The sequence below is a fragment of the Pseudarthrobacter sp. Pseusp20 genome, assembly GCF_059492155.1.
The window spans coordinates 1,696,643-1,723,339 of record NZ_CP168521.1 but is presented as its reverse complement, the minus strand read 5'-3'; the positions used below and the strand labels follow the sequence as shown (position 1 = coordinate 1,723,339).

Here is a 26,697-nt window from a genome sequence, read left to right as displayed (position 1 = left end):
GAGCCGGCCCGGCTTCCCGCGCCGCCTAGAGCGGAAACTTGCCGCTCAGCTCCAGGCTGGCCGCGCACGTCCAGGCGTCGAGCCGCTCCTCATCGGTGGGACCGCCGTCGAGCGGGCTGGTCAGGCGTGGCCTGCGCACCCAGCAGCCGGCTTCCTCCGCGATCAGCGCCCCGGCCGAGAAATCGTGCTCGTTCAGGCCCCTCTCGCCGTAGGCGTCATGCGTTCCGTCCGCCACCATGCACAGGTCCAGGGCCGCGGAACCAAGCCGGCGGACATCGGCAAACCCATCCATCAGGGTGGCGAAGGCGGCAGCCTGCTGGGAGCGGATGCCGGGTTCGTAACTGAATCCGGTGGCCAGGATCTGCCCGGTCCGGCCCGGGACCGGGCCCTCAAGCCTGGTGGTGGTTCCGCGCTCCTCCAGCCAGGCACCCCGGCCGCGGGCGGCGTAGTAGATCCGGCCCAGCGCCGGGGCGTTGACCACGCCGGCCAGCCAGGCGCCGTCGGAGTCGGCAACAGCCACGGAGGTGGCGTAGTAGACGATGTTGCGGATGAAGTTGGTGGTGCCGTCCAGCGGATCGATGGACCAGCGGTAGCCGGTGGGATCGGCGGGGCGGGTGGTGCCCTGTTCCTCGCCGGTGATGCTGTCCCCCGGGCGGGCCGCGGCAATGACGTCCCGCACCGCGTTTTCGGCGGCGACGTCGAAGGCCGTCACCCAGTCCCCGGCCGCCCCCTTGTTGCTGGCGTCCAGCGCGTTGCCGTCCCGGCCGGAAAGGACCCTGGCGCCAGCCGCGGCGGCCCGTTTGGCGACCTCCAGCAATTCCGAAGCGGACGTCATGCGTTCTCCTCCACTGCGGCCGGTACGGCCGCTTCCCCGTTGGCGTCCCCGTCCGCTCCCGGCGCTGCCGCATCCCCCAGGGCTGCCGCATCCCCCAGGGCTGTCGCATCCCCCAGGGCTGCCGGGCCGCCGTCGAGCAATTGCCGGAACCCGTCCTCGTCCAGCACTGGAATCCCCAGCTGCTCTGCTTTGTCCAGCTTGCTGCCGGCACTTTCGCCGGCCACCACGTAACTGGTGTTTTTCGAAACGGAACCGGCCGCCTTTCCGCCGCGGAGCAGGATGGCCTCCTTGGCCTCGTCGCGGCTGAAGTTGGGCAGCGAGCCGGTGACCACCACCGTCAGCCCTTCGAGCGTGCGCGGCATGGATTCGTCCCGTTCGTCCTCCATGCGCACCCCGGCGGCGGCCCAGCGGTCGATGATTTCAAGGTGCCAGTCCTCCGCGAACCATTCCTTCAGCGCGGCGGCGATGGTGGGACCCACGCCGTCCACATGGGCCAGCTCCTCCTCCGACGCTGCCCGGATGCGGTCCATGGAGCCGAACGCCTGGGCCAGGGCCCGGGACGCCCGCGGGCCCACGTGCCGGATGGACAGGGCAACCAGCACCCGCCACAGGGGCTGGGTCTTGGCCTTTTCGAGTTCCTTGAACAGCTTCTGCGTGGTGGCGGTGGGCCTGGACGGCGACTTGGCCGTGCCCTTGCTGAAGAAGTACGGCACCAGCTCGTACTCGCCGGTGGGAACGCCCTTGGTTTTCTTCTCCCTCCGGATCCGGACGCCGGCCAGGTCCTCGGGGGTGAGGTCGAACAGTCCGGCTTCGGAGGCCAGGGGCGGAACATCGGGTTCGGCCGGCTGGGTCAGCGCAATGGCCGCTTCCCAGCCCAGGGCCTCGATGTCGAAGGCGCCACGGCCCGCTACGTGGAACACCCGCTCACGAAGCTGCGACGGGCAGGACCTGGCGTTGGGGCAGCGGACATCCACGTCCCCCTCCTTGGCCGGGGCCAGCGGAGTACCGCAGGATGGACATTCGGTGGGCATCACGAAATCCCGCACGGGCGGGTCCTGCTGGTCCCGGAGGGCCAGCACCGGGCCCACGATTTCGGGGATGACGTCGCCCGCCTTCCGCAGGACCACGATGTCGCCGATCTTGACGCCTTTGGCCTTGACCACGTCCTGGTTGTGCAGGGTGGCCATTTCCACCGTGGAGCCGGCCACCTTGACCGGCTCCATGACCCCGTAGGGGGTGACGCGGCCGGTTCGGCCCACGTTGACCTGGATGTCCAGCAGCTTGGTGTGGACTTCCTCCGGCGGGTACTTGTAGGCCACGGCCCAGCGCGGAACGCGGGTGGTGTTGCCCAGGGCCCGCTGGGTGGCAAAGTCGTCCACCTTGATCACGATGCCGTCGATTTCGTGGAGCAGCTTGTGGCGCTGGTCCCCGTAGCGCTTGATGAAGCCAAGGACGTCTTCCCTGGTCTCCAGCACCTCGAAGTACGGGCTGACCGGCAGGCCCCACTCCTTGAGCAGCCCGTATGTTTCCGACTGGCTGCCGGCCGCGAGCCCCTCGCGGGCGCCGATGCCGTGGACGAACATCTTCAGCGGCCGCTTGGCCGTCTCCGCGGGGTCCTTCTGCCGCAGGGAGCCGGCGGCCGCGTTGCGGGGATTGGCCAGCGGTGCCTTGCCGGCTTCGATCAGGGCCTCGTTGAACTCCGCGAACGCCTTGGAGGGGATGAAGACCTCCCCGCGCACCTCCATTTCGGCGGGGAAACCGCTGCCGCGCAGTTCCTGCGGGATTTCCTTGATGGTGAGCAGGTTGTGGGTGATGTCCTCGCCCGTGGTTCCATCGCCGCGGGTGGCAGCCCGCACCAGTCTGCCGTCGCGGTACAGGAGGTTGACAGCAAGGCCATCGATCTTGAGTTCGGTAAGCCAGGCTGCCTTGGTGCCGCCGTCCCCGATTTTTTCGATGCTGGCCTCGGCCCGGTTGAGCCAGGCCTCAAGCTCGTCCAGCGAGAAGACGTCTTCCAGGCTGTACATCCGCTGCAGGTGCTCCACGGGCGCGAAGGCGGCGGATACTTCGCCGCCCACTTCCTGCGTTGGCGAGTCGTTGGCCACCAGTTCCGGGTGCAGCGCCTCGATCTCCTCGAGGCGGCGGAAGAGGGTGTCGAACTCGGCGTCCGAAACCAGGGGTGCGTCCTCCTGGTAGTACGCGAACCGGTACTTCCGCACCAGGTCCGCGAGGTTTTCGTATTCCTCGCGGATGGCTTCGGTGGGAACGGCTTCGGGCTCGTGTGGTTCCGCGGTTCGGGTGGCGGTCTGTTCTGCGGGTCCTGGTCCTGTGCTCACAGACCTATCTTGCCTTACACCTGCGACAGCCAGCGGGCAGGGCGGCGTGAACGCTGTCAGTGCGAGCGCAGCCGGTTCCGGTTTCGGTTCCACCAGGCGAAGGCGCCCGCGGAAACGCCCACCAGCAGCGCTCCAAGGGCGATGGGCAGGAGCGCAGGTCCGCCGGGGCCCTCGTCACGGGCAGGGGCAGCAGCGGCAGCCATCCGGGCAGGCCCGGCAGTCCGGTTGACCGGGCTGTTCCAGTCCACCCCGCTGGAGGGGCCGGTCGGCGGCCGGTAGCCGGCAGCGGGTGACGTGGTTCCGGTGGCGGACCCATCCGGGAGTTCCGCTGCCGTGGCGGGAGGCCCGGCCGGTTCGGGAGTGCCTGCCTGCGGCTGCGCGGCTGGCTCCGTTGGCTGCGGCTGGAGTGGCTGGGCGGGAGGCTCGGCGGGTGGCGCCGGTTGGGCCGGCGGCTGGGCAGCCTCCTTGGATTTGCGGGGCCGGCCGGGGTCGGGGTTGTCGGCAAGGATGGGCACGCAGACAAGACCGCAGTCTGGTGGGGCCTGGGTGCCTGCCGTCGGAGAGGGGTCCGCGGTTGCAGCCAGCGCGGGACCGGAGGGGAACAAGCCGAGGGCCAGGGCAAGGACAGCTGCTGATGCCGTCGTCGAAACAGTGCGGAGGATCGGGGCGGACGGGGTCATTGCTACCTTTCGATGCGCGCAGTCCCCCCACCGCGGCTTTCTGGTGTCCCCGGTAGTCTTCTACAACGTCCTGCGGGGCCGCAAATCCCGACGGATCGCGGCCCCCGCATTCATCGGCGCTGTTCAGTCCCGGTTTTCGGGCGGGAGCGCCACCTGGATTTTCCGTGCCTTGCCCCGCCCCACCACGTACCCGCGGCCCGGAATGAAGTCCGGGCTGACCCGGCCCAGGGACGTGTTGAGCAGGCTGTCGCCCTCAATATCCCCCGGGTTCAGCAGCAGGCCGCGGCGGCCCGATTTGAAGGGCTGGGCAAGCTGCCAGGCGGAGGACCAGGTGGAGGATTCGGACTCGCCGATGACCCATTGGTCTGCTTTGAGGGACGCCGTCACCAGCTGCGCCATTCCTGACTCGGCGATGGTGTCGGTGAACTCGGTGAGGCCCTCGATGAAGAAGGCCACGGTGCCAGGGTTTCCGGTGGAGTGCTCCACCAGGTCCTCCACCACTTCGGCGACGTCGTCCGGGCCCACCACGGCGCGGTTCCAGATGGGGAGGGACGCGACGGCGGACCGGCGGGACCCGAGGTAGACCAGTTCCGTGGCGGGATTGGACCGGCGCAGCGCGTAGGCCAGGGTGACCAGCGCCACGGTGCGCCCCGAGCCCGGCGGCCCGGCCAGGAGCAACGGTCCGCGCGCCATGAGTTCGGCCGGTTGCAGGGACTCGTCGTCCACTCCAATAACGGGCAGGTCGGGGCTGCCGGCCGGCAGGACATCCAGGTCCACCTGCTCGGGGAGACGCTCAATGCCCGGGGCGGTTTCCAGGCCCTGCCGCTGCATGGCTTCGCTGAGCTTATGGACCTCGCGGGCCTGCAGGGCCAGGTTCGAATTGCCGCCCAGGACGGCCAGCTGGACTTCAAGCCCGTCCAGCAGCCCACGGCCCGGGGGCGACGTGGCCGTGAGGACATCCCTGGGAACATCCATGGAAATGTAGTCGTCCTCAGAGGACAGGCGCAGGACCAGGCGGCGCTGGATGGAGGCGAGCAGGGACGCGGGGACGGCGTTGGGCCGGTCCCCGGTCACCACCAGGTGGATGCCCAGGGTCCGGCCGTCCGTGGCCAGCTGCAGGAAGATGTCCCAGAGCCCGGAAAGCTTGCTGTGCTCGTACGCCTCGCGGAAGGCTGACATGCCGTCCACCAGCACGAAGATCCGCTTCTCGTCCGGCCGGTTGGCCAGCCTCCGGTACTCCACGATGGTGGAGGCGCGCACCTCGGCGAACTGCGCGGAACGCAGCTCGGCGATGTCCCGGAGGAGGCGCAGCAACCGCCCGACGCGTTCGACGTCGTCGCCATTGATGATCTCCCCCACGTGCGGAAGCTCCTCAAGCATCCGCAGCCCGGAAGAGCCGCAGTCGATGCCGTAGACGTGGACGGGGCCGCCGCGCGGGGTGACGGCCGCGGCAATCGCGATGCCGCGCAGGGCGGCGGACTTGCCGGAACCACCGGTGCCGTAGATGGCCATGTTGCCGTCGCGGTCAGGCTCGTAGAAGACGGTGGGCTGATCCTGGTGGACGGGGTCGTCCGCGACGCCCAGCAGCAGCTGTTCGTCGGTGCGGGGGTTGGGCAACTTGGAGAAGTCGTAGGTCTTGGCCAGCTCGTCCAGCCATGGTTTCCGCGGCGGCCGGATGGCCAGGGTGTCCGCCGCGTGCACGATGGTGGAGGTCATCCTGGCGATGTCATTGGGACCGGCCGGTTCCGGGGCCGCAGGCTTTTCGGGTGCCGGCGCTTCCCAGCTGGGACCGGAGCCGAAGGCCATCTCCACGATGTCGATCTGGGGGCGCTGCGGTTTATCCGTGGTCCAGCCGCCGGCGTAGCCGGTCTGGAATCCCTGGATCCGTCCGGGCCCGGTCTTGGCGGCACCGCGGCCCGGGATGGCGGGGTCGAAGTAGGCAGCATCCGGCACCCCCAGGATGTCGGTGGCGTCGTCCTCGTCGGCCATGCGCAGCGCCACCCGCAGGTTGGTGTTGGCGCGCAGGTTGTCCTTGATGACGCCCGCCGGCCGCTGGGTGGCCAGGATGAGGTGCAGGCCCAGGGAACGGCCGCGGGCGGCGACGTCCACCACCCCGTCCACGAATTCGGGCACGTCGTTGGCCAGCGCGGCGAACTCGTCCACGATGATCACCAGGTACGGCGGCGCCTCCGGGTCCGCCTCCCGCTGCAGGGCCAGCAGGTCCTTGGCCTTCTTCCGGTTCAACAGCTGCTCGCGGTAGTGCAGCTCCGCGCGCAGGGATGTGAGGGCCCGCCGCACCAGGTGCGGGGAAAGGTCCGTGACCAGGCCCACCGTGTGTGGAAGGTTGATGCAGTCGGCAAACGCCGCTCCGCCCTTGTAGTCCACGAAAAGGAAGCTGACCCGGTCCGGGCTGTAGGCCGCAGCCATGCCCATGACCCACGACTGCAGGAACTCGGACTTGCCGGCACCGGTGGTGCCGCCCACCAGGGCGTGCGGTCCTTCGTTCTTCAGGTCCAGGTACAGCGGCTCGATACCCTTGGATCCCACCAGCGCCCTGAGGGTTCCGTTGTCCTTGCGGTTGGCCACGGCGGTGGCGTGCAGGGAGTTGTTTTCCGTCCAGCGCTCCACCACGGCCTGCGGATTGTCCAGGAAGTCCTTGCCGATCAGGGCCGCATAGGACACCGCGCGGGGCAGGTCGGAATCGTCATTGACCGGCTTGCCCACGTCAACCACGGGCGCCAGCATCCGGGCCAGCTGTGCTGCGAGCTCCGCGTCCACGCTCTCGCAGCTGACCGGGTAGGTGTGGCGGCCCAGCCGGACCTGGCCGGTGGTGGTGCCATGGTCGCCGTCCACCACCATGAAGTCACGGCAGGCAGCCGGGAGTGACTGGATGTCAGTGGCCACCCACAGGATGTGCACGCCGGAGTCGGGACCGCGTTCGGCCAGCCGGGTCAGGCGGCCGCGGTCCACCGGGGCGTCGTCCTCCACGATGACCAGCACGGAGGGAAGGACCGGCTCTTCGGGCTCATGCTTTACGGGGTCGATGCCGGGGCGCAGGTCCGGGCCTGACCGTTTGGCCGCCGCCTCCCGGGCGTCGACCAGGTCCTCGAGGCGGGCCAGCAGTGAGGAGCCGCCGGCCGACCCCGCGGCAAGGTGGTCCCCGCCCAGCGGGCTGTGGCCCGAGCCTACGTGCGGCAGCCACTGCAGCCAGTTCCAGCGCTCCCGCGACTGGGCGGACGTGATGGCGGTGAGGACCACCTCGGCCGGGGAATGCAGTCCCACCAGCTGCAGCACCATGCCACGGGCCACGTCGTCCACCAGGCCGCGGGCGCCGGCGATCCCCAGCGCGCCGGAGGTGCGCAGCTGGGACACCACGGGGACGCCTTCGATCCCGCTGAACTGCTTGATGCAGTCCTGGATTTCGCGGCTGTACTGGACCTCGGTGTCGTTGCTGGAGGGCTCTTCCAACGGGATGCGGGACGGGGCGGTCCCCAGCCCGAACCGCAGGCCGAGGAACGACGGGTGTTCCGGCCGGTGCGTCCACAGCAGCGGCCCCAGCTTGTAAATCGCGTCCACCGTGTCGCTGACGGACGGCGCTTCCTGCAGCCGGACCGCGCGTTCCACCTGCTGCAGTTCCGTAAGGTCCTGCCGGAATGCGGCCATGGCGGCGCGGAACTGCTTGAGCTGCTCCTTCTGCTGCTTCCGGGTCCGCATTGTCTGGTCCACGTGGTGGCCCACGATGAACAGGGGCATCATCAGCATGAACACCATGGAGAGCACGTTCTGCGTGACCGCGAAAATGACCGCGCCCATCATCAGCGGTGCCACCAGCATGATGTAGGGGAAGGGATGGTCCTCGGGGCGCTTGGGCCCGGCAGGAAGAACCCGCTTGGGGACGTCGAAGCGGGGCACCACCCGCGGGGAGCGGTTGAAGTCCACCAGGGGCGACGTCGGCGCTGCCGCATGGTTGTGGCCCAGCGGCACCACGGTGACGGTGGTGTCACCCAGGGTCACCGTGTCGGAGGAGTTCAGCGTGGCCCTAGTGACGGGCAGCCCGTCCATCAGCAGGCCGTTGGCGGAGTTGGTGTCAACGATCTCGATGCCTTCGCCTACCGTGATCCGGGCGTGCCGTTTGGAGGTCAGCGGATCCGTCAGGCGGATGTCCACGTCCCGGTCCCGGCCAATGTAGCTGGTGCCGGTGGGCAGCGAGAATTCGCGCCCGGCGTCGGGCCCTGACAACACGCGCAGGGTTGCGGCGGCCGGTCCCCGGTTGGCCCCGGGTTCGTGGAACTGCCCACTGACCTGGGCCAGCGATACCACCGAGCCGGGGCGCAGGCCTGATTCGAGGAGGTTGTCCTCCCGGGCCAGGATGTTCCCGCTGATGCCGGCACCCACGAATGCTTCATCGATCCGCAGCGAAAGGTTGTCCGGCGCGGGGGTGCCTTTACGGGCGGGGTCCGCCGTCCACAGCACGGTGGCGATGTCGGCCACGGTGGCCATGCCGTCCACCGTGACGGCCAGGTCCTTGGCGTCGGCGGGTTCGCGGCGGAGTGTCAGCCGGATCCTCATCCTTCGTCCACGCCCCTCATCTTCTCCAGCAGGTACAGGTCATCGGGTGTCACCAGGTGAGTGGTGACGGCGTGTTCAACCAGGCGTGCCCGGCGGTTGGTTGCCAGCTTGCCGCCGCCGCCGCGCAGTCCCGCCACGCCCACCCGGTCCAGCTTGTCGCAGACGTTGTCCAGCTTGCGGTTGAAGCGCGTCAGTGCCCAGCCCAGGGTCTTGGCGGCCGCCGCGGAGGACGGGATGGTGCTGAAACCGGTGCCCTCACGCCGGAGCACAGGCTCGGCGAGCGCCACGATCAGCGCCTTCTGCGCGTCCGTGAAGACCACGGGGCCGATGGTGGTGTCCCCGTTGCCGGCTTCTTCGCGGGCTTCCTGCCGGAAAGACGGCGTCTTCACGTGCACGGCGAACTCGTAGGTGGTGGGCCCCGCCGTGAAGATGACATTGGTGTGGCTGAACACCAGCGGAATCCGCGCACCGGGTGACAGCCAGGCCTGCATGCCGCCGGAGGCGTCAGCCACGGTGGCGGAGAGCATGCTGCCCACGTTGCTCAGCCACCAGATGCCGTCGTAGCGGGCGACCTGCAGGAACTGCCGGTGCAGGTACGGGTTGTCGTCCACCTCAAGGTCGCCTTCACGGCCGATGTTGAAGATGTCCTCATCCGATGGCTCGTACCATTCGCCACAGAAATCTATTGCTAGATCCCCCATGATCTGTGCCTCCTCAAGGCAGAACTGTTGCGGTAGTCGGAGTGGTGGTGTTGCCGTGAAACCGGCAGTGCGGGACGTTCATTGGCCGGTGCAGGCGATGGAACCGGACCCCAGCGGTGAGAACGCACCGTCCGAGCGGACGATCATGACCTGGATGCAGGTTTGCCCCGACGGGTTGGGCCTGAGCCGGACGGGCGCCTGCGCGATGGATTGGTAGTCGCCGCCCCCACCGATGGTATAGACCCTCCATTTGTAGGTATCGCCCGGCTTGGGCTCGGGGTTGTTCCAGTAGAAGGATGCCTCGCCGTTGGTGTCGACCGTTCCGGCCAGGCCTTCGACATCGGGCACGGTGCCACTGTCCAGGGCGTCCGCAGGGGGTTTGCTGGCCTGCTGGGTTTCCACCGCCTTGGGGGTGCCTGTCGTCGTGTTGGCCACCACGATGCCCACCACAGCCGCCAATACCAGGAGGGTGCCGCCGGCGATTGCGAGCCAGAGGTTGCGTTTGCCGTGGTCGGCCTTCGGAACCGCTTGCGGCTCGTCCGCCTTCACCGCCCGCTGGACTGTTGCGTCCACGGTGTAGCCCGTGTCCTGCGTTCCTCCTGTGCCCGTGACGGGTGCACCGTAGTTGGCCGTCCCTGTGCTGCCACGCAGGACGGTGGACTGCGCCCACTCCCCCTGGCCGGCGCCGTCGTCCGTGGCTGCCGCCGGAGCAGCCGCCCCGGTGGCCGCCGCCCACGTGGTGCGGGCCGGAATCTGCGGCACTGCCGGGGCAGGCTGCCATTGGCTGGGGCTGGCGGGAGCAAAGTGCGACGGCGGGAGGGCGCCGCCCCCGGGCCCCGTCGCGTCAGTCCCGGTGCCGGTCGGGTTGGGGCGGGTGCGGGCAGGGAACGTGGGTGCGCTGCCGGTCCGCTCCGGATCGATGGCAGCAATGCTGCGGACGCGCGTCTCCTCGGTGCCGTCGTCCGGGTGGCCCTCCTCCTGCTGCGGCTCCTCCAGGACCTCGAAAGGCGTGACGGAAAGGTTGAGCTCGGCCTGGATGCGCTGCAGGGCCAGGGCGAAGGCGTGGGCCGAGGAGTACCGGGACTGGGGCGATTTGGCCATGGCGGTTGCCAGGGCCAGTTCCAGTGATTCCGGCACATCGGCACGGCCCAGCCGCGGCAGCGCCATGTTGCTGATCCGGTTGATCAGTTCGCGCTGCGAGTTGTCCGCGCCCGGCATCACGAAGGGTGAACGTCCGGCCAGCAGGGTGTACAGCGTGGCGCCGAGGGCCCACACGTCCACCATGACGCCGTCAACGCCGCCGTCCCGGAACTGTTCGGGCGGGGACCAGGGAATGGACATGCCCGAATCGTCATCAGAATCCCCGGCCAGGGTGCCGGAGATGCCGAAGTCGGTGAGGGCAGGACGGTTGTAGTCCGTCACCAGGATGTTGGCGGGCTTGATGTCGCGGTGGGCGATGCCGGCGCGGTGGGCGGTTTCGACGGCGGAGGCCACCTGGATGCCGACCGCCAGGACCTCGTCAACGCTGAAGCGCTGCCGCCGGTAACGCACGTCCAGGCTGGGCCGGGAGCAGTACTCCATGGCCAGGTAGGAGTGCCCGTCATCGGTGACTTCCGCTTCGAAAATGGTGACGATGTATGGGTGCGAGGACAGCTGGGCCATGAGGTTGGCCTCGGACTCGAACCGCCGCCGCGCGCCCTCTGTCTTGAGGTCCGAGAGCAGCACCTTGACGGCGACTTTCCGGCGCGGCCTGTCCTGTTCGTACAGGTAGACGTCGGAAAACCCGCCGGAGCCGAGCAGGCTGATGTAGGTGAAGCCCTGGATGCGGGGCGGCGGCGCAACGGGCCGTTTGGAACTCAAGGAATCTCCTCAAAACGCAGTGAGATATTGTCGCCCAGCTCCGCGATGTCGCCGTCGAGCAGGATGGCCATCTCGTTCTGGGCCAGGCGGCGCGGCGGTTGGCCTTCGCGGACCAAGACAGTGCCGTTGGTGGCCTTGAGGTCGCAGAGCATCACGTGCCAGCCCTCAAGCCGCACCTCGACGTGGGACCGGGAAATGTCGCCGCCGGGGCTTGCCACCTGGACGAGCCGCGGCATCACGCCGCCCTGCACCCGGGACACTGACGGCTGCCTGCCGATGACCATCGACTGGTCGAGGTCCAGCAGTTCGCCGGTGGACAGGCGCATGCGGCCCAGCCTGGGACGGGCCACCTGCACGGCATCCGGCAGCAGGGCAGCCCCGCAGGCGCTGCAGAGGGCACGTGTGGGTGGGTTGGCGTGGCCCTGGGCGCAGACGCGGGCCAGCACCATTGGTCCATTGGCGGGGTCCTGCTGGACGGCCGGCGCGTTTGTTGCCGGACCGGACGCGGTTCCCGGCAGGCTGCTTTTCATCACCGTCTGGCCATCGTGGTCGGGGTCGAAACCGGTGCCGGTGCCGGTGCCGGATACAGCAGGCGCCGGTACGACGGGCGCAGGTGCCCCGGATGCCGGTGGAGCCAGTGGCGTGCCGTGGTTTGGCGGCGGGGTGAAGCCAGGGGCGTCGTGGGCCGGCGTAGCTCCCCCCGTGCGCCACGGGACGGAGTCGATGAGGACGCCGGCGGAGGCAGGACGGGGCCGGCCGGAGGGCTCTCCAGTTGTACCGGCACTGGATCCAATTCCAAGTCCGGCGCCAGGTGTGGGTTGGTGGCGGCTGTCGGTCTCTGTCGCAGTCCCGGGACCGGCTGCCGGTACATCCGGGGCCGGGTCCTCCGGGCTGCGGAGGGCGGGCAGGGGTTCGGCTGCCGGCAGGGCCGGGCGTTGCTGCGGGGACACCTGGCCGGAATCGTCGTCAGGGTCCTCACGCACGGCAGCGTCTTCGATGTGCCGCATGACGGTGCGGTCCCAGAGATGGTCATAGGACGTCGTCATCTCCGCTGCGGGACCGGCGCCGGCTCCGGTGGGGGCAACGCCGGCGAAGCCTGTCTCCGGCACCTCAATTGGGGCGGGCTCACCTGAAGCATTCCCCACAGCTTCACCCTCAGCGCTGCGCTCCCCGCCGGCACCAATCTCACCGTCGACACCACGCTCCCCGTCGACACCAATAATGAAATCCGGGGCAATAGTGGCATCGGGGTCATGGACATCCCGGGCGTGGGCGTGTGCGGCTTCCGCTGGATCGACCACCCCGTCGGCCGGGCGTTCATCAACGTCCTCTTCGATGACCCCCAGCACCGTTTCGGCCGAGGCTGCATGCCCGGGCAGGAGCGTGGTTTCGGGCAGGTCTTCCGCCTCGTCCGGAACGTCCGGCTCCCGCAGGTCAGCCGGGGCGTGGCCGGCGGGAGCAGCAGAAGCCTCGTCGCTGCCGGAAGTTTCCGCCGGTGCAACAGCATCCGCTGCGGCCGGAGCATCGACCGCAGCCGGGCCGGAGCGTGCGCCCAGGGTCAGGGACTGCAGCAGCACCACGCCCTCACCGAGCGGCAGCTCGGGTTGTTCGGTGGCGAGCCCGGCGGTACCGGTGGTCCCAGCCGCAATCGCCACCCGGCACGTGCCGGGGACCACGAATTTGCGTTCGTTCCAGGTGGTCACGTCCCGGCCGTCGAGGTCCACGGCTCCCCCGGGCTGTTCGACGGTGAGGTCGATGTCGCCCCGCAGGAAAACCCGCAGGGATCCGTTGAAATCCAGGATGCCGAAGGATGGGATGCGGGTGAGGGATCCGCCGGAAGTGCTGGTCACGGCGGCGAGGATCTCGTGCGGCTCAGGCCGGCCGGCCAGGAGTTCCCACAATGCGCCTGCGAGTTCCGCGGGCGACCCGGGGCCCAGGAGGACTGCGGTGCGGGACCTGACAATGCCCAGCCAGGTGCCGGGGATGTAGCTAGCGGCGGTCATCGTCCGGCTCCCCGTTGTGGTCCGCGGTCTCCTCCACCGGTGCGGGCAGGGGCTGCGTCACGGCTTCGGATGCCTGCGGCCGCGGCAGGGTCACTTCGTCCCCGTCAGCGGAGGTGAGGCGGGGCGCGGTGGTGCCAGCGCCGTCGTCGTTCGAAACGTTCCTGGCGTCCACCACGATGGCCGTGACGTTGTCCCGGCCGCCGCTGCGCAGGGCGGCCTGGATCAGGGCGTCCACCGCCTCCTGCGGATCCGCCACGCTGCTGAGGATCCGGAGGATGTCATCGTCTGCCAGTTCCCCCGTCAGGCCGTCGGAGCAGACCAGGACGCGGTCGCCTTCCTCCACGGGAAGGAGCCAGTAGTCCGCTTCCGTCTCGTCGCCCGTGCCCAGGGCCCGGGTGACCACGTGCCGCCGCGGGTGGACGGTGGCCTCCTGGGCGGTGATTTCGCCCGCGTCCACGAGTTCCTGGACCTCCGAGTGGTCGACGCTGATCTGCTCGAACCGTCCCTGGCTGAGCCGGTACGTGCGGGAATCGCCGATGTTCACCACCAGCCAGTACGGCATGCCCATCTGTTCCACCACGACAGCACCGGTAAGGGTGGTGCCGGCACGGGCTCCGGTGGCCTCACGGATCGAGTTGTCCGCACGCACCAGGTACTGCTGGAGGACGGCAGCGGTGATGCTCCGCTCCCCCGTGGCCACCTGGGGAATCCCGGCCAGGGCCCGCACGCACAGGCCGCTGGCGATTTCGCCGGCTTCATGGCCGCCCATGCCGTCAGCGACGGCGAAGACGGGATCGGCGGCGATATACGAATCCTCGTTCAACTCCCGGCGGAGTCCCCTGTCCGTTCCGTAGCCGTAGCCGAGGCTGAGTCCCGGCCCCGGCTGGATGGTGGAAACACTGGCGGGGTGCTGGTTCATGCCTGTCCTAGGTAAAAGGTACGGTCTCCAAAGTGCACGCTGGATCCCGGGGTAACAAACGTGGGGACGCCCGGCACCAAGGGGGTGCGCAGGCCGTCCGGGGTGGTGACGGCGCTTCCATTGGTTGACTGGCGGTCCGTCACCCAGATGCCCGCGCCGTCGGTGAGCAGGTGCAGGTGCGTCTTGGAGATCGAACGGCCGGGGTCATCCACAGCCAACAGCTGGGCCTGCTGTTCCCCGGCCTGCCCCACCGGGTTCCGGCCCACCAGGACGCTGCGGTCCAGCTGGAAGTCGCGGCCGTCGTCCAAGCGGATACGGAGGACGGCCACAGGGGCGGGGCCGCCGGTTCCGGGCCGCACCTGGGTGCGTTCGACGTCGTCGTCCACATGCGGCGGGGGCATCCGGTGGCCGGCGGCGGGCGGCGGCGCGAAGGAGGCAGGTGGGCTGTAGGGCATGGTCTGCCACGGCAGGGCGGCCGACGGCGAAGGTGCCTGGGGTGCCGGAGCCGGAGGTTGCGCCGCAGGGGTTTGCAGAGGGGCATGAGGGGCTGGGTGTACAGGGGCTGGGTGTCTGGGGGCTGGGTGTCCGGGGGCTTGGTGTACGGGAGTCTGGGCCACGTTGGCGCCGGCCACCGGCGACAGGACCTGCTGCACGGGCGGCAGGTCCAGGGGCGCGAAGCTGTAAGGCCCTTGGATGCCACCGGTGGTGATGGGATCGCGGCCCGCCTTGACATCGAACACCAGGGTCTTGGCGGCGGTGTCATTCCAGCCCCGCAGCCCGCCGTCCCTGTCCCACCGGCTGGAAACCACCACCAGCACGGCCCACGCGCCACCCACCAGGAGCAGCGGGCCAAGGATGGGCAGGGCGGCGTCAAACCACTTGAAGACCACCACCAGCACCGCGGCCAGCACGGCCAACAGGATGCCTGCTCCGGTGATGAGGCCACGCAGGAACACGGCGCCGGCGCCGGGAGCGTAACCGTCCTGGTCCGCGCTGCGGATGCCCATCAGCAGGTTCCCGGGCGTTTTGCCGGTGCGTGCTTCCAGCCCGAGCACCACGAAGAGGTAACCCAGGGTCAGGCCAAGGCCGATGCCGCCAAAGAGCACCAGAGAGGACGTGTCATAGACAATGAAGCCACCGCTTCTGGTGCGGGTAATCCCGGCGAATCCGATGGCAAACGTCACCACCAGCACCGCCACCCCAGGCAGCCAATCAATGACGGCAGCGCCAAGCCGCTTGCCCGCCGCAGCCGGAACAAGCTGAAGGTTCACTGCCATTCCCGTTCCTCCCCCTGGAGCGGCCCCCACCCTTGTGGTACCGCCCGTCCTGCCCGGCACGGTACCCGTATGCAAGGTGCCCGCTTGCGCGGTGCCCGTCAATGCGGTGCCCGCCGGCTGTGCCGGGGGCCTTTCTACTACCGGGATAGTACCGGGAATCCCGGACGAGTGCGCGGGGCGCGCTTCCCCGGGATCGCTCCTTGCTTGGTCCGCCGGCAGGTCCGGGGTGCGGGGGCGGCGCGCCGCCCTGTTGGGCAGCGGCGCGCCGCAGGCAGTGCAGAACGTGGCACCCGCAGGGACGGGCTGCCGGCAGCGCGGGCAGCGTTCGGGATCGAAGGTCACTGCTGGCCGGGTCCTTGCTGGTTGGGTCCTTGTTGAACAGGCCCTTGCTGATTGGGTCCTTGTTGGTTGGGTCCTTGTTGAACAGGCCCTTGCTGAACAGGCGGTACGCCGGCACTGCCGGAGGCACGACGGCGGCGGGCAGCGATGAACCCGGATACCGCCGGCAGCGACACCCGGCCGCCGCGCAGGCTGGCGCCCTTGCCTGCGTTCATCGCGGCCCGGGCGTCGCCAAGCAGCGAACGCGGCGAGAACCGTGCCTGCTGTCGCCGCCAGAACCCTATCCCGGAGGTCATCTCCTTGAGGGAACCATCAACGATGGTCCAGTACTCGCGGACATCCTCTTCGGTTGGTTCCCCGGCGCCGAAGATCGAGGCGTCGGCCCGGCGCGCCAGCATGGTGGTGGTCCCCTGGGTCGCCGGGAAGGCATCGGCCAGGACCGCAGCGCTTTCCCGCCGTGTCGAACGGGTGTCGACGGCGGCACCCAGGTCGGTTGCCAGGCTCACCACCTCGTTCCAGCCCCCGCCCACGCGCTGGGCGGGATGGCCGTCCCGGAAACGGGACTTCCGCCGTCGTGCCTTCAACAAGGCGATCAGCAACAGCGGCAGACCCAGGATCACCAGCGGGATGGCGGCGACGCCCAGCGCGCCCAGGAGGGCGCCCCAGAACAGCCAGGGATTGTTCTTTTTCTGCTCCGCGTCCAAGGCGTCGGGTGAGGAGTCCGGCGGCAGGTCCGCGGGCTCCTGCGGCGGGGGCGGCGGCTGCAGCACCTGCGGCTTGGGCTTGGACTTGTTCTCGGGGTCCGGCGGAATGGGGATGTTGTCCTTTGGTGGGGTGGGGTCGAAGCTGACCCAGCCCACGCGTTCAAACGCGACCTCCACCCAGGCGTGGACGTCCTTTCCGGTGATCTTCACCTCACCCGCACCGTTCTCCGGGCTGGTTGGCTCAGGGTAGAAACCCATCACCACGCGGGACGGGATGCCCAGGTGCCGGAGCATCAGGGACATGGCCACCGCGTACTGTTCATCGTCGCCGAGCATCTGCTTGGCGGTCAGCAGGTTGCGGATCCGGGCTGAACCGTGGCCGGAGACGCTGGGGAGCTGCCCCTCGCTGACCAAACCGTTGCTGAAGGCCCCCGTCTTCTGGAAGTGCGCCTCGATCTGGCGCACCCGGTCGATGGCCGTGGGCGCGTCGGCGGACAGGTCGTTGGCCTGGGAGCCCACCACCGGCGGAACTTCCAGGGGGTCGGGAAGGGAGACCTTCGCGAAGTCGTACTGTGTCAGCTGCCCGTGCTCGAGTTTGGCGGGGTCGGACACCTGGACGGTGTAGGAGTCGCCGCGGGACAATCCGCTGGTGGTGACGGCGGTGTCCGTTCCGGGGTTGAAGTAGAGGCCCGCAGCCGCAGCCGAGCCGGACTGGTCAAAGCTGATGCCCGTGGTCTTCCGCCCGCCGGGGACGAAGAAGCCCTGGTAGTCCTCCACGTTGATGCTGATCGAGTAGTCGTTGGTGGGCACTACCCCGGATGCGTCGGCCAGGGTGTTGATCGACTTGGCGTCGCCCACCTTGCTGAAGTTGCCCGAACCGTTGGGGTCCATGTTGTAGTTGGTGCCGTTGAAGGCATCCAGGGCGCCAAGGCGCACCCGGCCGTCCCGGGGGAGGCCTTTGACGACGAACAGGGTGTCGTCCTTCTTGTCCTTGACGTAGCTCCGGAAACTGGCAAGGGGGGTGATGTAGTCCTTGGGATCGAACGGCGGTACCACCACGTTGCGGAGGACCTTCCGGTCATCGCCGGCGCTGACCATTGGCGCGGCCACCGCGGTGATTCCCACGCTGGCGGCGATCACCCCCGCGGCCATGCCCAGCCGCCGGATCCTGGCGCGGCGTGCGGTGGCACTGTCCGCCTGGGGGCTGTTCACCGCCACCCGGCGGGTGCTGTTCCGGCGCAGGGCGTCCCGGCGGAAGGTTGCCCAGGCGATGCCGAGGACGGTCAGGCCGATGCCGCGTTCCAGGGTCAGGAACGCGGCGTTGGTGCTGAAGGCGATGCCCGTGACGAACAGGACCAGTACCGGCAGGAGCGGCAGGTAAGGGCTCCTTGCCCGCCAGGTCAGGAGCGCTGCCACGAGTGCCAGGACCAGCGAACTTAGGAAGGGGACGATGAGCACGCCGCCGGCGGTTCCCACCGGCACCCCCACCGTCAGCATGTCCTTCCAGGCGAAGACGACGCCCAGGAGCAGGGTCCGCAGCGAATCCAGGGTGGGGACGAATCCGGCGATGGCGGCGTCCGGCACCGCCAGCAAGGTTCCGAACACCAGGTAGGCGGCCAGGGCCAGGGCGGTGGTGATCAGCAGCCCCAGTCGCAGGTGGGCGTTCGCCGCGCCGATGCCCAGGCCAAGGATGATGCCGCCGAACCCCGACAGGAGGTAGTACGGGTCGCCGCCGAAGCTCAAACCGAATCCGAGCAGGCCCAGGCCCAGCAGGACCACCAAGGCTCCGGCATCGATCAGGAAATGCCAGGCCGGCTGGCCGTCCGCAAAGGCCGAATCCGGGGTGGCGGCCTTGCGGCGGGTACGGGTTTGCGGGGAACCGCTTTGTGGCGAATGGCCGGGTGCGGTGCTCATGCGGCAGCCTTTCTCAGCACGATGGCAAGGTCGGCCAGGTCGCCGAGCGTCAGGACAGTGAGGTCTGCGATGTTGGCCCTGGAGGGGGCGGCGCCGGTTTCCACCCGGACCGCCAGGCTTCGGACGCCGGGCGGGACGGAGGCTGCAGCGGAACGGAGCTGGCTTGCCGTCACATTGCTGCCCACCACGAAGAACACGACGGAGGCATTGGGCACCGTGTCGGCCAGGGTCCTGGCAAGGTCGACGGCGGTGCGGCGCATCGGGGTGCCGACGATCCGGGTCATGTCATCAAGCATGTTGCGGCCGGTTTCGCAGCGCAGGGGTCCTTTTTGCGTGAGCACATCCAGTTCCCGCTGTTCGCGGATTGCCTGCCGGCCGATGGAGGCGGCCACCGAGATGGCCATCTCGAACTCGTTGTCGGAAGCGTATTCGTCCGTGTTAATGGACAGCGAGATGGCCAGGTGGGCGCGGCGGGTTTCCTCGAACTGGCGCACCATCAGCTTGTTGGTCCGGGCCGTGGTCTTCCAGTGGATGTGCCTGCGGTCATCCCCGGGCACGTAGTCGCGCAGGGCGTGGAAGGAGACGTCGGCGCTGGACAGATCCGTGGTGGGCATGCCCTCGAGGTCGCGGATGAAGCCTGCGGCGGAACCGGCCAGGGCAACGGTGCGCGGGTGGACGAAGAGGTCCTCCGGCTCGGTCCAGAGGACCTGGCGGCGCAGCAGGTGCAGGGGGTCGGCCCGGACGGAGCGGACCGGTCCCACCACGATGACGGCGCGCCGGGCGGTGGGGATGGTGAACAGGTCCTCATGGACCTGTCCGGGCTTCATCCGGGGCAGGTGGAAGACCGCCGTGGTGCTGCCCACCGGCAGTTCCAGCGCGGCCGGCAGCAGCGGCCGGGCCGACGTGTTGGAGACGGCAATGCTGCCGACGGCGCTGTCCCCCACCGCCACCCTCGTGCGGGCAAGGTCCAGCACCACGCCGTAGGAGGACCTGCCGAGGATGAAGGCCACCGCGATCACGAACATGGCGAAGGCGGCAATGGACGCTGCCGTGGCTTCCTGCCAACCGAAGGCCTGGCCTGTGGCCCACAGCAGGATGGCAGCGGCCAGGACGGACCACCCCAGGATGCTGACCACGGACAGCACCGGCCAGGCGTACCTCAGCCAGGTGTCCCGGACAGCCCGCCCGGCGGGTGCCAGGGCGAGGAGGGCGGTGCTGCTGGCTTCGGACCATACGGCCGCGGGGTGCAGCCGGGTGGGGCGGCCGTTCCGGTGGAAGGGTTGCCGGAGACGCTCCGCGAGCCGGGTCAGCGGGGCGCCGCTGGACGTGCCGTCAGACATAGGGGTGTGCCTTCGTTGTTGCGCTGGAATGTCAGTGGTGGTGGCTGCGGCTTGAAGCCGCAGGCCCGGCGCCTCAGGCGTTGGTGCGCTGCTGCGGGGCGGCGACGTCGGCCAGGATCCTGGTCAGCACGGCCTCAGCGGTGGCGCCCGAGAATTCGGCTTCGGGGTCCATCACGAACCGGTGGGTCCACACCACGGGTGCCAGTTCCTTGATGTCATCCGGCAGCACAAAGTTCCGTCCCTGCGAGGCAGCCCAGACCTTGGCGGCCCGGACCATGGCCAGGGCGCCGCGGACGGAGACGCCCAGGCGCGTCTCCGGGGCACTGCGGGTTTCCTCGCAGAGCCGGGAGATGTACTCAAGCACTGCGGTGTCCACGTGCGCCGTGGCGGCGAGGTCGGCCATGTCCGCCACCGCCTGGGTGGTGATGACGGCAGACAGGTCCTTGGACCGGTCCTTCAGGTTGTTTCCGCCCAGCAGCCGGACGGTGGAGGCGTGGTCAGGGTAGCCGATGGAGGTCTTGATCAGGAAGCGGTCCAACTGGGCCTCGGGCAGGCGGTAGGTACCTGCCTGCTCGATGGGGTTCTGGGTTGCCATGACCATGAAGGGGCGGCCTGCCTCGTACGTGACGCCGTCCACGGTGACCCGGGATTCCTCCATGACTTCCAGCAGCGCCGACTGGGTCTTCGGCGAGGCACGGTTGATTTCGTCAGCCAGGACGATGTTGTTGAAGATGGGGCCCTTGTGGAACTCGAACTTCTGCGTCTTCTGGTCGTAGATCGTCACACCTGTCACGTCGGAGGGAAGCAGGTCAGGCGTGAACTGGATGCGGTTGTTGGAGCCCTGCACCGTGGCGGCGAGGGCCCGGGCCAGGGAGGTCTTCCCGGTGCCCGGAGCGTCCTCGAACAGGACGTGGCCCTCGGCCAGCATGGCGGTGAAGGTCAGCCGGATGACGTGTTCCTTGCCCAGCACCGCCTGCCCCACGTTGGCAACCAGCTTTTCGAATGTGTCGGCAAACCACTCGGCCTGCTCGATGGTCATGGTCATGAAATGTGCTTCCTTCTACTGGTCGAAATTCCCTGTTTGATGCTGGAGCTTGCTAGCGGTTCGGCATGCCGGCCGGCGGGTTGCAGCCCACGTTGGAGGTGTCGCAGCGGAGCCAGTTGCCCGCGGCCATTCCTTCGCTCAGGTGGTACCAGATGCCGCTGGGATTGTTCGAGGTCTTGTACCAGACCTGGTAGCGGTCAGCCCGGGAGTAAGCGCCTGCGTCGAGCCAAATCCCCTCACCCGTGCACTGTGATGGGTTGCCGGCAACGTAGCTGTCAGTGCCCTTGCGGGGCTCCGTGCAGCTGCGGACAGGGCTGGCCGTGACGTTCCAGGATGTGGGCGGCGGCGGCGTGTTGTCTGGACCGGAGGTTGAGGTTGCCGGTCCGCCAATCGCCCCGTCCACCACCGTTACGGCGCGGACGCGCAGCCTGTGGCTCTGGTTCCATCCACCGGCGCCCGCGTCATAGCTGGTCGCCTTGCCCACGTTCTGCCAGCCTCCGCCGTCCATGCTGACCTCATAGTGGTTAAGCGGACGGCCGTTGGTGCTGGGGTTATTCCAGGTCCAGTGCACCTGCCCGTCGCCCTTCGCCGATGTCGTGCCGTTCACGTTGGGGGCATTGGCCGGACCATAGGGGTTCCCCGTGCCGATGGCCTTCGCGTCGCCGGACATGTTGTTCTTCGTGGACGTTGCGATGATCGTGACAGTGATATCCCTGCCGTTGGTCATGCCGCCAATGGTTCCGCCCCCGGCCTTGATGGCGCCGGTCTTGCCGTCGGCGTTGTAGGAGTAGGCAATCTCGGACGCCGTGGAGCCGTTGCGCTGGGCATCCGTCAGCGGCGTGAACGTAACCTCCAGCTGACCGCTGGTTCCGTTCTCCCGCACCGTCCCGCCGTTGACCTGTCCAGGCTTGCCGGCCGCCCGGATGGGGGCCGACTGCGCACTGGTGGCACTGGTACCGGCCTTGTTGGTGGCAGCCACCGTGAAGGTGTAGTTGGACTCGGAGTTGTCCACGGTGACGTTCTGCGAGGTGCCGGCAACCTGCTGGCTGGCCACCGCCGCGCCACCACGGAGGGTGGTCAGGGTGTAGGACGAGACAGGGTCGCCATTGTTGTTGGGCGCAGACCAGACCACTCGCAGCTGGCTCTGCGAGCCCACCGGAGTTGCCTGCGACACGCTTGGCGCGGCAGGGGTCGCGGGAACACCGGCCGGGACTTCGGCCGCCGAATACGGGCTCCACTCGGACGGGTCCTTGGCGTCGTTGCGGGCCAGGACGCGGACCTTGTACGACACCCCGTTCTGCAGTCCCTTCCACACATAGCTGACGGAGGTCAGGTTCTGGATCTGGGCGTTCTGGCCGGCCGGCGCCGGTGAGATCTCCAGGTCGTATGACTTCACCGGGGAGCCCTTGCTGGCCGGTGCGGTCCAGTTGACGGCCAGTTGCTTGTCGCCGAATTTCAGGGATGGGGCCAACGGAGTATCCGGTTTGACGTCCGGCCGGACGTCCGCCGAGGCCGGCGACCGGTCCGACTCGCCAAATTCATTCGTGGCCGTGACCTGGAAGTGGTAAGTGGTGTTGTTGGTCAGCCCGTTCAGGGTGCAGGTGTTGGCGGGGCAGTCCTGCCGGAACCCGCCCTCCCCATACACCGTGTACTTGGTGATGGCGGAGCCCCGGTCCGCGGGGGCGGACCAGTTGAGCAGCGCGGTTTGGTCCCCAACACTCTGTGCCTGGGGCGTGGTGGGTGCTGCAGGTTTGTCCTTGACGGTCAGCCGGACCCGTGCCGTGGCATGCCGGGAGCTGTCCTGCGTCTTGTCCTCCACGGTGTACGCCACCACCAGGGTTCCGGTGAAGCCGGGAGCAGGCGTGACCGTCACCGAGTCGCCGTTGACGCCTACGTTGCCGCTGCCTGTTTCGGTATTGGCGGCGATGATCTTCAGCGGTGTTTCGGGGAACGGGTTGGCGTCGTTCGCCAGGACGTTGATGGTCACGGGCTTCCCGGCGGCGGCGTTGGGCTCCACGTCGTCATTGGCCACCGGCTTGGGCCGGTTGGAGGCTGTCACGGCGAGCGGGTACGTGGCCGTGGCTTCGAGGCCGCGGGAGTCCGTCGCCTTGACCTGCACGGCGCCCCTGGTCCCCGTGGCCGTCGAATCCGCCGCGGAAACCTTCAGGGTCCTGCCTTCGATGCGTGCACTGAAACCGCCGGGCGGGTCGCCCACCAGCTGGTACTTCATCTTTTCGACGTCGTCCCGGTCGGGATCGGAGGTCAGCTTTCCCAGGTCCGTGCTGGCCGTGTCGCCCTTGGGGACATCAACGTCCGCGCCGAGCAGCTCCGGCGGGTTGTTTTTGTTGGGGTCCGGCAGGACCTTGGTGCGGATGCTCAGGGTGGACTTCAGGCCGGCCGGATCATCAGGTCCGGTGCCGTCGGTCACCTCGAACGTGAGGGACCCCGGGCCCACGTAGTCGGCGCCCGCCGTGTACTTCAAGCCGGTGCCGTCTCCCGTGACCGGATTCCCGCCGTCGGCACCGATGAGTTTGATCCGGTCCACCTGGGTCAGCCGCGGCGAGCGTCCCTCCCGTACCTTGACCCAGTCCTTCAGGTCGACGTCCACGGACTGTCCGGCCACCACTTCAAGGACCTCGTCCTTGGCCAGGGTGGGAACCTGCTGGCCCAGGCCCGGCACCCAGATGATGGCCGTTGACTGCTGGCCGTCCACGTCCTCCACGGTGTACGGGACCAGCTGGGGCTGTTCCGTAAGGTCCACCAGCATGTTGCCGTTCCCGCCAGGCCGCGCCGTGGTGGCCTCCGTGCTGATCTTCAGGTTCTCGCCCACGCCGTCGGGGTCCTCGTCGTTCTTGAGGACCGGCACATCAACGGCGGTCTTGCCCATGGCCTGGGCAGACGTCACCCTGTCATCCCGGGCAATCGGGGCTTTCAGGGGCACCTCGTTGTCAACCACCAAGCGGATGGTGGCCTGCGCCGTGGCATCCCGGTCGTCGGCGACGGTGTACCGCACATTGACGGTTCCGGCCTCGTTCGGGGCCAGGAGGATGATGCGGCCGCTGTTCCTGCTGACGGTGGCCTGCAGTGCCGGGTCGGCGTCGATGCCGTCGGTGAGGATGCGGATGCGGTCACCGTCGGGATCGGTATCGTTTGCCGTTGCGTCGACGGCGATCTGCCGGCCCGGGCGTACCCGGACCTCGTCATCCACCGGGGTGGGCTTCTGGTTGGACTCGCCGCGGGGTGCGATGCCCACCGTCACCGTGCCCGTGTTGATGGCGCCCTGGCGGTCCACCACTTTGTAGCGGAAGGTGTCTGTACCGGCGCCGTCACCTGCGGCGGTGAAGTCGATGAAGTTGCTGCCCACCGTGGCGGTTCCCATGGCAGGGGTGCTGTCGATGCCGGTCAGCTGCACCGAGTCGCCGTCGGGGTCAATGCCGTCAAGGGGGACCGGAATCCGGACGGTGCCGGCCGCCACCACGCGGGCGGTCAGGTTGCGCGGCTGGGGGCGGGAGTTCTCCGCGCCCTCGAGCGGCAGGATGTGGATGGTGACGGCGGCTGCGCTCTTCTGGCCCTGCGGATCCACCGCGTTGTAGATGGCGCGCACGGTCTTGGGCTGGCTGCCGGCAATGAAGCGGAGCGTGTTCTCGGAGACGAAGCTCTTGCCGTCGGCGGGATCCACGGCCTGCGGCAGGACGGGGTCCACAGACAGTTCCTGGCCCTGCGGGTGGGTGTCGTTGTCCAGGACGGGGATGGTGACCACGTCGTTGACGCGGACATTGACTTCATCCGGTTTGGGTTGCGGCGCCTCCACCACGGCCGGCGCCGGGACGGGCACCACTGACACGCTGCCGGTGGCCGACTTCCTGCCGTTGGACATGGTGTATTCGAACAGTATGGGGTCCTTGGTCCCCAGGACGTCGGTGATCCGCAGGACGCTGTGGTTGATCACGCTGACGGACACAGTCGCGTTATCGGGGAGTTTGACGGACTGCAGCACCAGGACGCCGCCGGAGGGGTCTGAGTCGTTGGCCAGGGGGTCCAGCAGGACGCTGCCGCCGGTGGGCATCAGGGCCACGTCATGGACCGCCACGGGGTCGCCGCCGTCGTTGCCGGATTCCACGTCGACGCGGATGAGGCCCTGGCTGCTTTGCGGGCCGTTGCTGGCAATGTAGGTGAGGTAGACCGGACCGGGGGTGGTGCTGCGGAACGTGAAGGTGCCGCCGTCGGTGACGGGGCCGAGTTCGGCAGGGCCGTTGGCTTCCACCTGGGCCAGCCGGAGGGCACCACCGTTGGGATCGACGTCGTTCTTCAACGGGGAGATGACCAGGTCCTGGCCCACGACGGCGGTGACGTGGTCGGCGTTGACCACGGGTGCCAGGGCGCCGGGCGGCTGGACATTGACCACCACCTTGCCGGTGACAGTGGCGCGGCCGTCCCAGATGGTGACCTGGACGTTCTTCTTGCCGGCCGTGGCCCCGGAATCCTGGAAGGTGAGCAGGCCGTCGCGCCGTACCTTGACCTGGTCCTGGTCGTTGTCGGCCTTGGCGTCCAGCAGGACCAGGTCATCGCCGTCGGGATCGATCCAGTCGGTGAGGATGTTCTGGCTGACGGTCTTGCCCTGTTCCACCAGCATGGTGGTGTCTTCGCCGCGCTTGAACTTCGGCTGCTTGTTTTCATCGGGTCCTACGACGCTGAGCGTGACCTGGCCGGTGGCGGACAGGCCGCGGCCGTCGGAGGCGCTGTAGTTGAAAGTCTCCGTGCCGGGTTTGGCGTCCGCGGGCACGGTGATCTGGAACGCCGTACCGCCGTAGATGCTTTCCAGGGTGCCGGACTTGGGCCCGGCCTCCCCGACCGCTGCGGTGAGCACGTCGCCGTCGGGGTCGGAGTCGTTGTCCAGGACGCTGAGGATGGTGGTGCGGCCCGGGCGGACGCCGACGGCGTCGGGCTTGGTTTCGGGCGGCCGGTTGGGTTTGGTGCGGTCCGGCAGGATGTTGATGGTGTTGTTGTCCGCCGACTCCTGGTCCTGGTCGTCGGACTGGTTCTTTGGTGGGATGACGTCGTCCCAGTTGTTGACCAGCTGCATGTTCTGGTTCACCAGCCACACGTTCCCGGAGTTCACATCATTCAGGACCACCAGGTCCCGGTTCACCCGGAAAACATACGACGGCGACGCACTCGCCCTGGGCACGTCAACCTTCTTATCGTCACCATCATTGACGCAATCCCGGACATACTTGTTCGCACCCGACCACGCCGCATGCACACACCCGCCCAACTGCACCGGAGCAGCCGGAACACCCTCGCCGTCGAACGCCACCACCATCGCCGCTCCCCCGTCAAGCGGCTGCTTCAGCAACGCCTTCCGCGTGGCCAGCGCCACAACATCACTGCCCGGCCCCGCCTGCTGCAACTTCGCATCCCTGGCATTCTCCAACGCCAGCCGCTTGCCACCCGGCAGGAACAGGCTCCCCGCCGCGGCATCCAGCACCACCGGCCGGTCCCCCACCACCGTCACCTGCAGATCCCCGGCACCCTTAAGCCCATCCCACGTGCTGGACTCCGACGACGTCACCTCACCGTTGGCGTCAACACCCGTCACCGTCACAACACCGGTCTTAGGGTCCGCCGAATACACCCGGTCATCAGAGCCCACCGCAGAGACGATGCCCGCCGAACCGACCATCACCGGCTCCGACGCTTCCTTATCAAAACCATTCACGGTGGACGGCGACACCGCCCACACCTTCCCCGACGCAGCATCCGTCACCGAAATCGTCCGCGTCCCAAAACTCACATCAGCAGCCCCCGGCAACTGCTTATCCCCACCCAGGCGCATATTCGCCGGCGACACCTGATTCAACGTCGAACCAGTCTCGTCATCGACGAACACCTCACCTGCATGCTGCAACACATCGAACGTCGTCGACGCCGGCGTCACCGCACCGTCCAACACCCGCGACGGATAATTCAACCGCCCCACAGCATTCTTCGACTTCGACACCACCCACACGCCGCCGTCATTCAACTCCACCTCAGTGGTCTTAAACCCCGGATACAACACAGCACCCGTCACCACAACAGCAACCACAGCACCAAACGCAGTGCCGGTGACGAGTTTCCTATGTCGCTTTTTCAGCCCGAGCTTCCCCAGCAGAGTTGTCACAGCGTTAATTTCCCT

Annotated in this window: 13 protein-coding genes and 1 pseudogene; all 14 read right to left on the bottom strand. The window is 68.3% G+C overall.

Features of this window, described 5'->3' with window-relative positions:
• Positions 1 to 25: 25 nt before the first annotated feature.
• Positions 26 to 835: an inositol monophosphatase family protein gene (locus tag ACEN9K_RS07965; protein WP_495635513.1), complete on the bottom strand. Its 810-nt coding sequence runs from the start codon at positions 833 to 835 to the stop codon at positions 26 to 28.
• Positions 832 to 3,168 carry an NAD-dependent DNA ligase LigA gene (gene ligA, locus ACEN9K_RS07960; RefSeq protein WP_495635512.1) on the bottom strand — a complete coding sequence of 779 codons (2,337 nt, stop codon included), beginning with the start codon at positions 3,166 to 3,168 and terminating at the stop codon, positions 832 to 834. Before ligA ends, ACEN9K_RS07965 begins: the two co-directional genes overlap by 4 nt.
• 56 nt (positions 3,169 to 3,224) lie before the next feature.
• A complete protein-coding gene (locus ACEN9K_RS07955; RefSeq protein ID WP_268002846.1) occupies positions 3,225 to 3,848 on the bottom strand; it encodes a hypothetical protein in 624 nt (207 codons plus the stop codon).
• 123 nt (positions 3,849 to 3,971) lie between these two features.
• Complete coding sequence (locus ACEN9K_RS07950; protein WP_223994565.1) at positions 3,972 to 8,417, bottom strand: type VII secretion EssC family protein; 4,446 nt, start codon at positions 8,415 to 8,417, stop codon at positions 3,972 to 3,974.
• On the bottom strand, positions 8,414 to 9,118 hold the full coding sequence (locus tag ACEN9K_RS07945) for a hypothetical protein (RefSeq protein ID WP_018771884.1): 705 nt from the start codon (positions 9,116 to 9,118) through the stop codon (positions 8,414 to 8,416). Before ACEN9K_RS07945 ends, ACEN9K_RS07950 begins: the two co-directional genes overlap by 4 nt.
• A gap of 78 nt (positions 9,119 to 9,196) precedes the next feature.
• Positions 9,197 to 10,978, bottom strand: a complete 1,782-nt coding sequence (locus ACEN9K_RS07940) for a serine/threonine-protein kinase (protein ID WP_495635511.1) — start codon at positions 10,976 to 10,978, stop codon at positions 9,197 to 9,199.
• Entirely contained in the window at positions 10,975 to 12,981 is a 2,007-nt protein-coding gene (locus ACEN9K_RS07935) for an FHA domain-containing protein (protein WP_018771882.1), read from the bottom strand. Before ACEN9K_RS07935 ends, ACEN9K_RS07940 begins: the two co-directional genes overlap by 4 nt.
• Positions 12,968 to 13,900, bottom strand: a complete 933-nt coding sequence (locus ACEN9K_RS07930; RefSeq protein WP_018771881.1) for a PP2C family protein-serine/threonine phosphatase — start codon at positions 13,898 to 13,900, stop codon at positions 12,968 to 12,970. Before ACEN9K_RS07930 ends, ACEN9K_RS07935 begins: the two co-directional genes overlap by 14 nt.
• Positions 13,897 to 15,177: an RDD family protein gene (locus tag ACEN9K_RS07925; RefSeq protein ID WP_018771880.1), complete on the bottom strand. Its 1,281-nt coding sequence runs from the start codon at positions 15,175 to 15,177 to the stop codon at positions 13,897 to 13,899. Before ACEN9K_RS07925 ends, ACEN9K_RS07930 begins: the two co-directional genes overlap by 4 nt.
• Before the next feature lie 261 nt (positions 15,178 to 15,438).
• Positions 15,439 to 15,519 (bottom strand): annotated as a pseudogene (locus ACEN9K_RS07920) (zinc-ribbon domain-containing protein); the annotation flags it as partial.
• Positions 15,516 to 18,134, bottom strand: a complete 2,619-nt coding sequence (locus tag ACEN9K_RS07915; RefSeq protein WP_495635510.1) for a transglutaminaseTgpA domain-containing protein — start codon at positions 18,132 to 18,134, stop codon at positions 15,516 to 15,518. The gene ACEN9K_RS07915 and the pseudogene ACEN9K_RS07920, both read right to left, overlap by 4 nt.
• Positions 18,131 to 19,474: a DUF58 domain-containing protein gene (locus tag ACEN9K_RS07910; RefSeq protein WP_018771878.1), complete on the bottom strand. Its 1,344-nt coding sequence runs from the start codon at positions 19,472 to 19,474 to the stop codon at positions 18,131 to 18,133. Before ACEN9K_RS07910 ends, ACEN9K_RS07915 begins: the two co-directional genes overlap by 4 nt.
• A 73-nt stretch (positions 19,475 to 19,547) precedes the next feature.
• On the bottom strand, positions 19,548 to 20,519 hold the full coding sequence (locus tag ACEN9K_RS07905) for an AAA family ATPase (protein ID WP_018771877.1): 972 nt from the start codon (positions 20,517 to 20,519) through the stop codon (positions 19,548 to 19,550).
• A 52-nt stretch (positions 20,520 to 20,571) separates the two neighbouring features.
• The gene (locus tag ACEN9K_RS07900; protein WP_495635509.1) at positions 20,572 to 26,682 is read right to left on the bottom strand and encodes an Ig-like domain-containing protein; all 6,111 of its coding nucleotides are present in this window, start codon (positions 26,680 to 26,682) and stop codon (positions 20,572 to 20,574) included.
• Between the last annotated feature and the right edge of the window lie 15 nt (positions 26,683 to 26,697).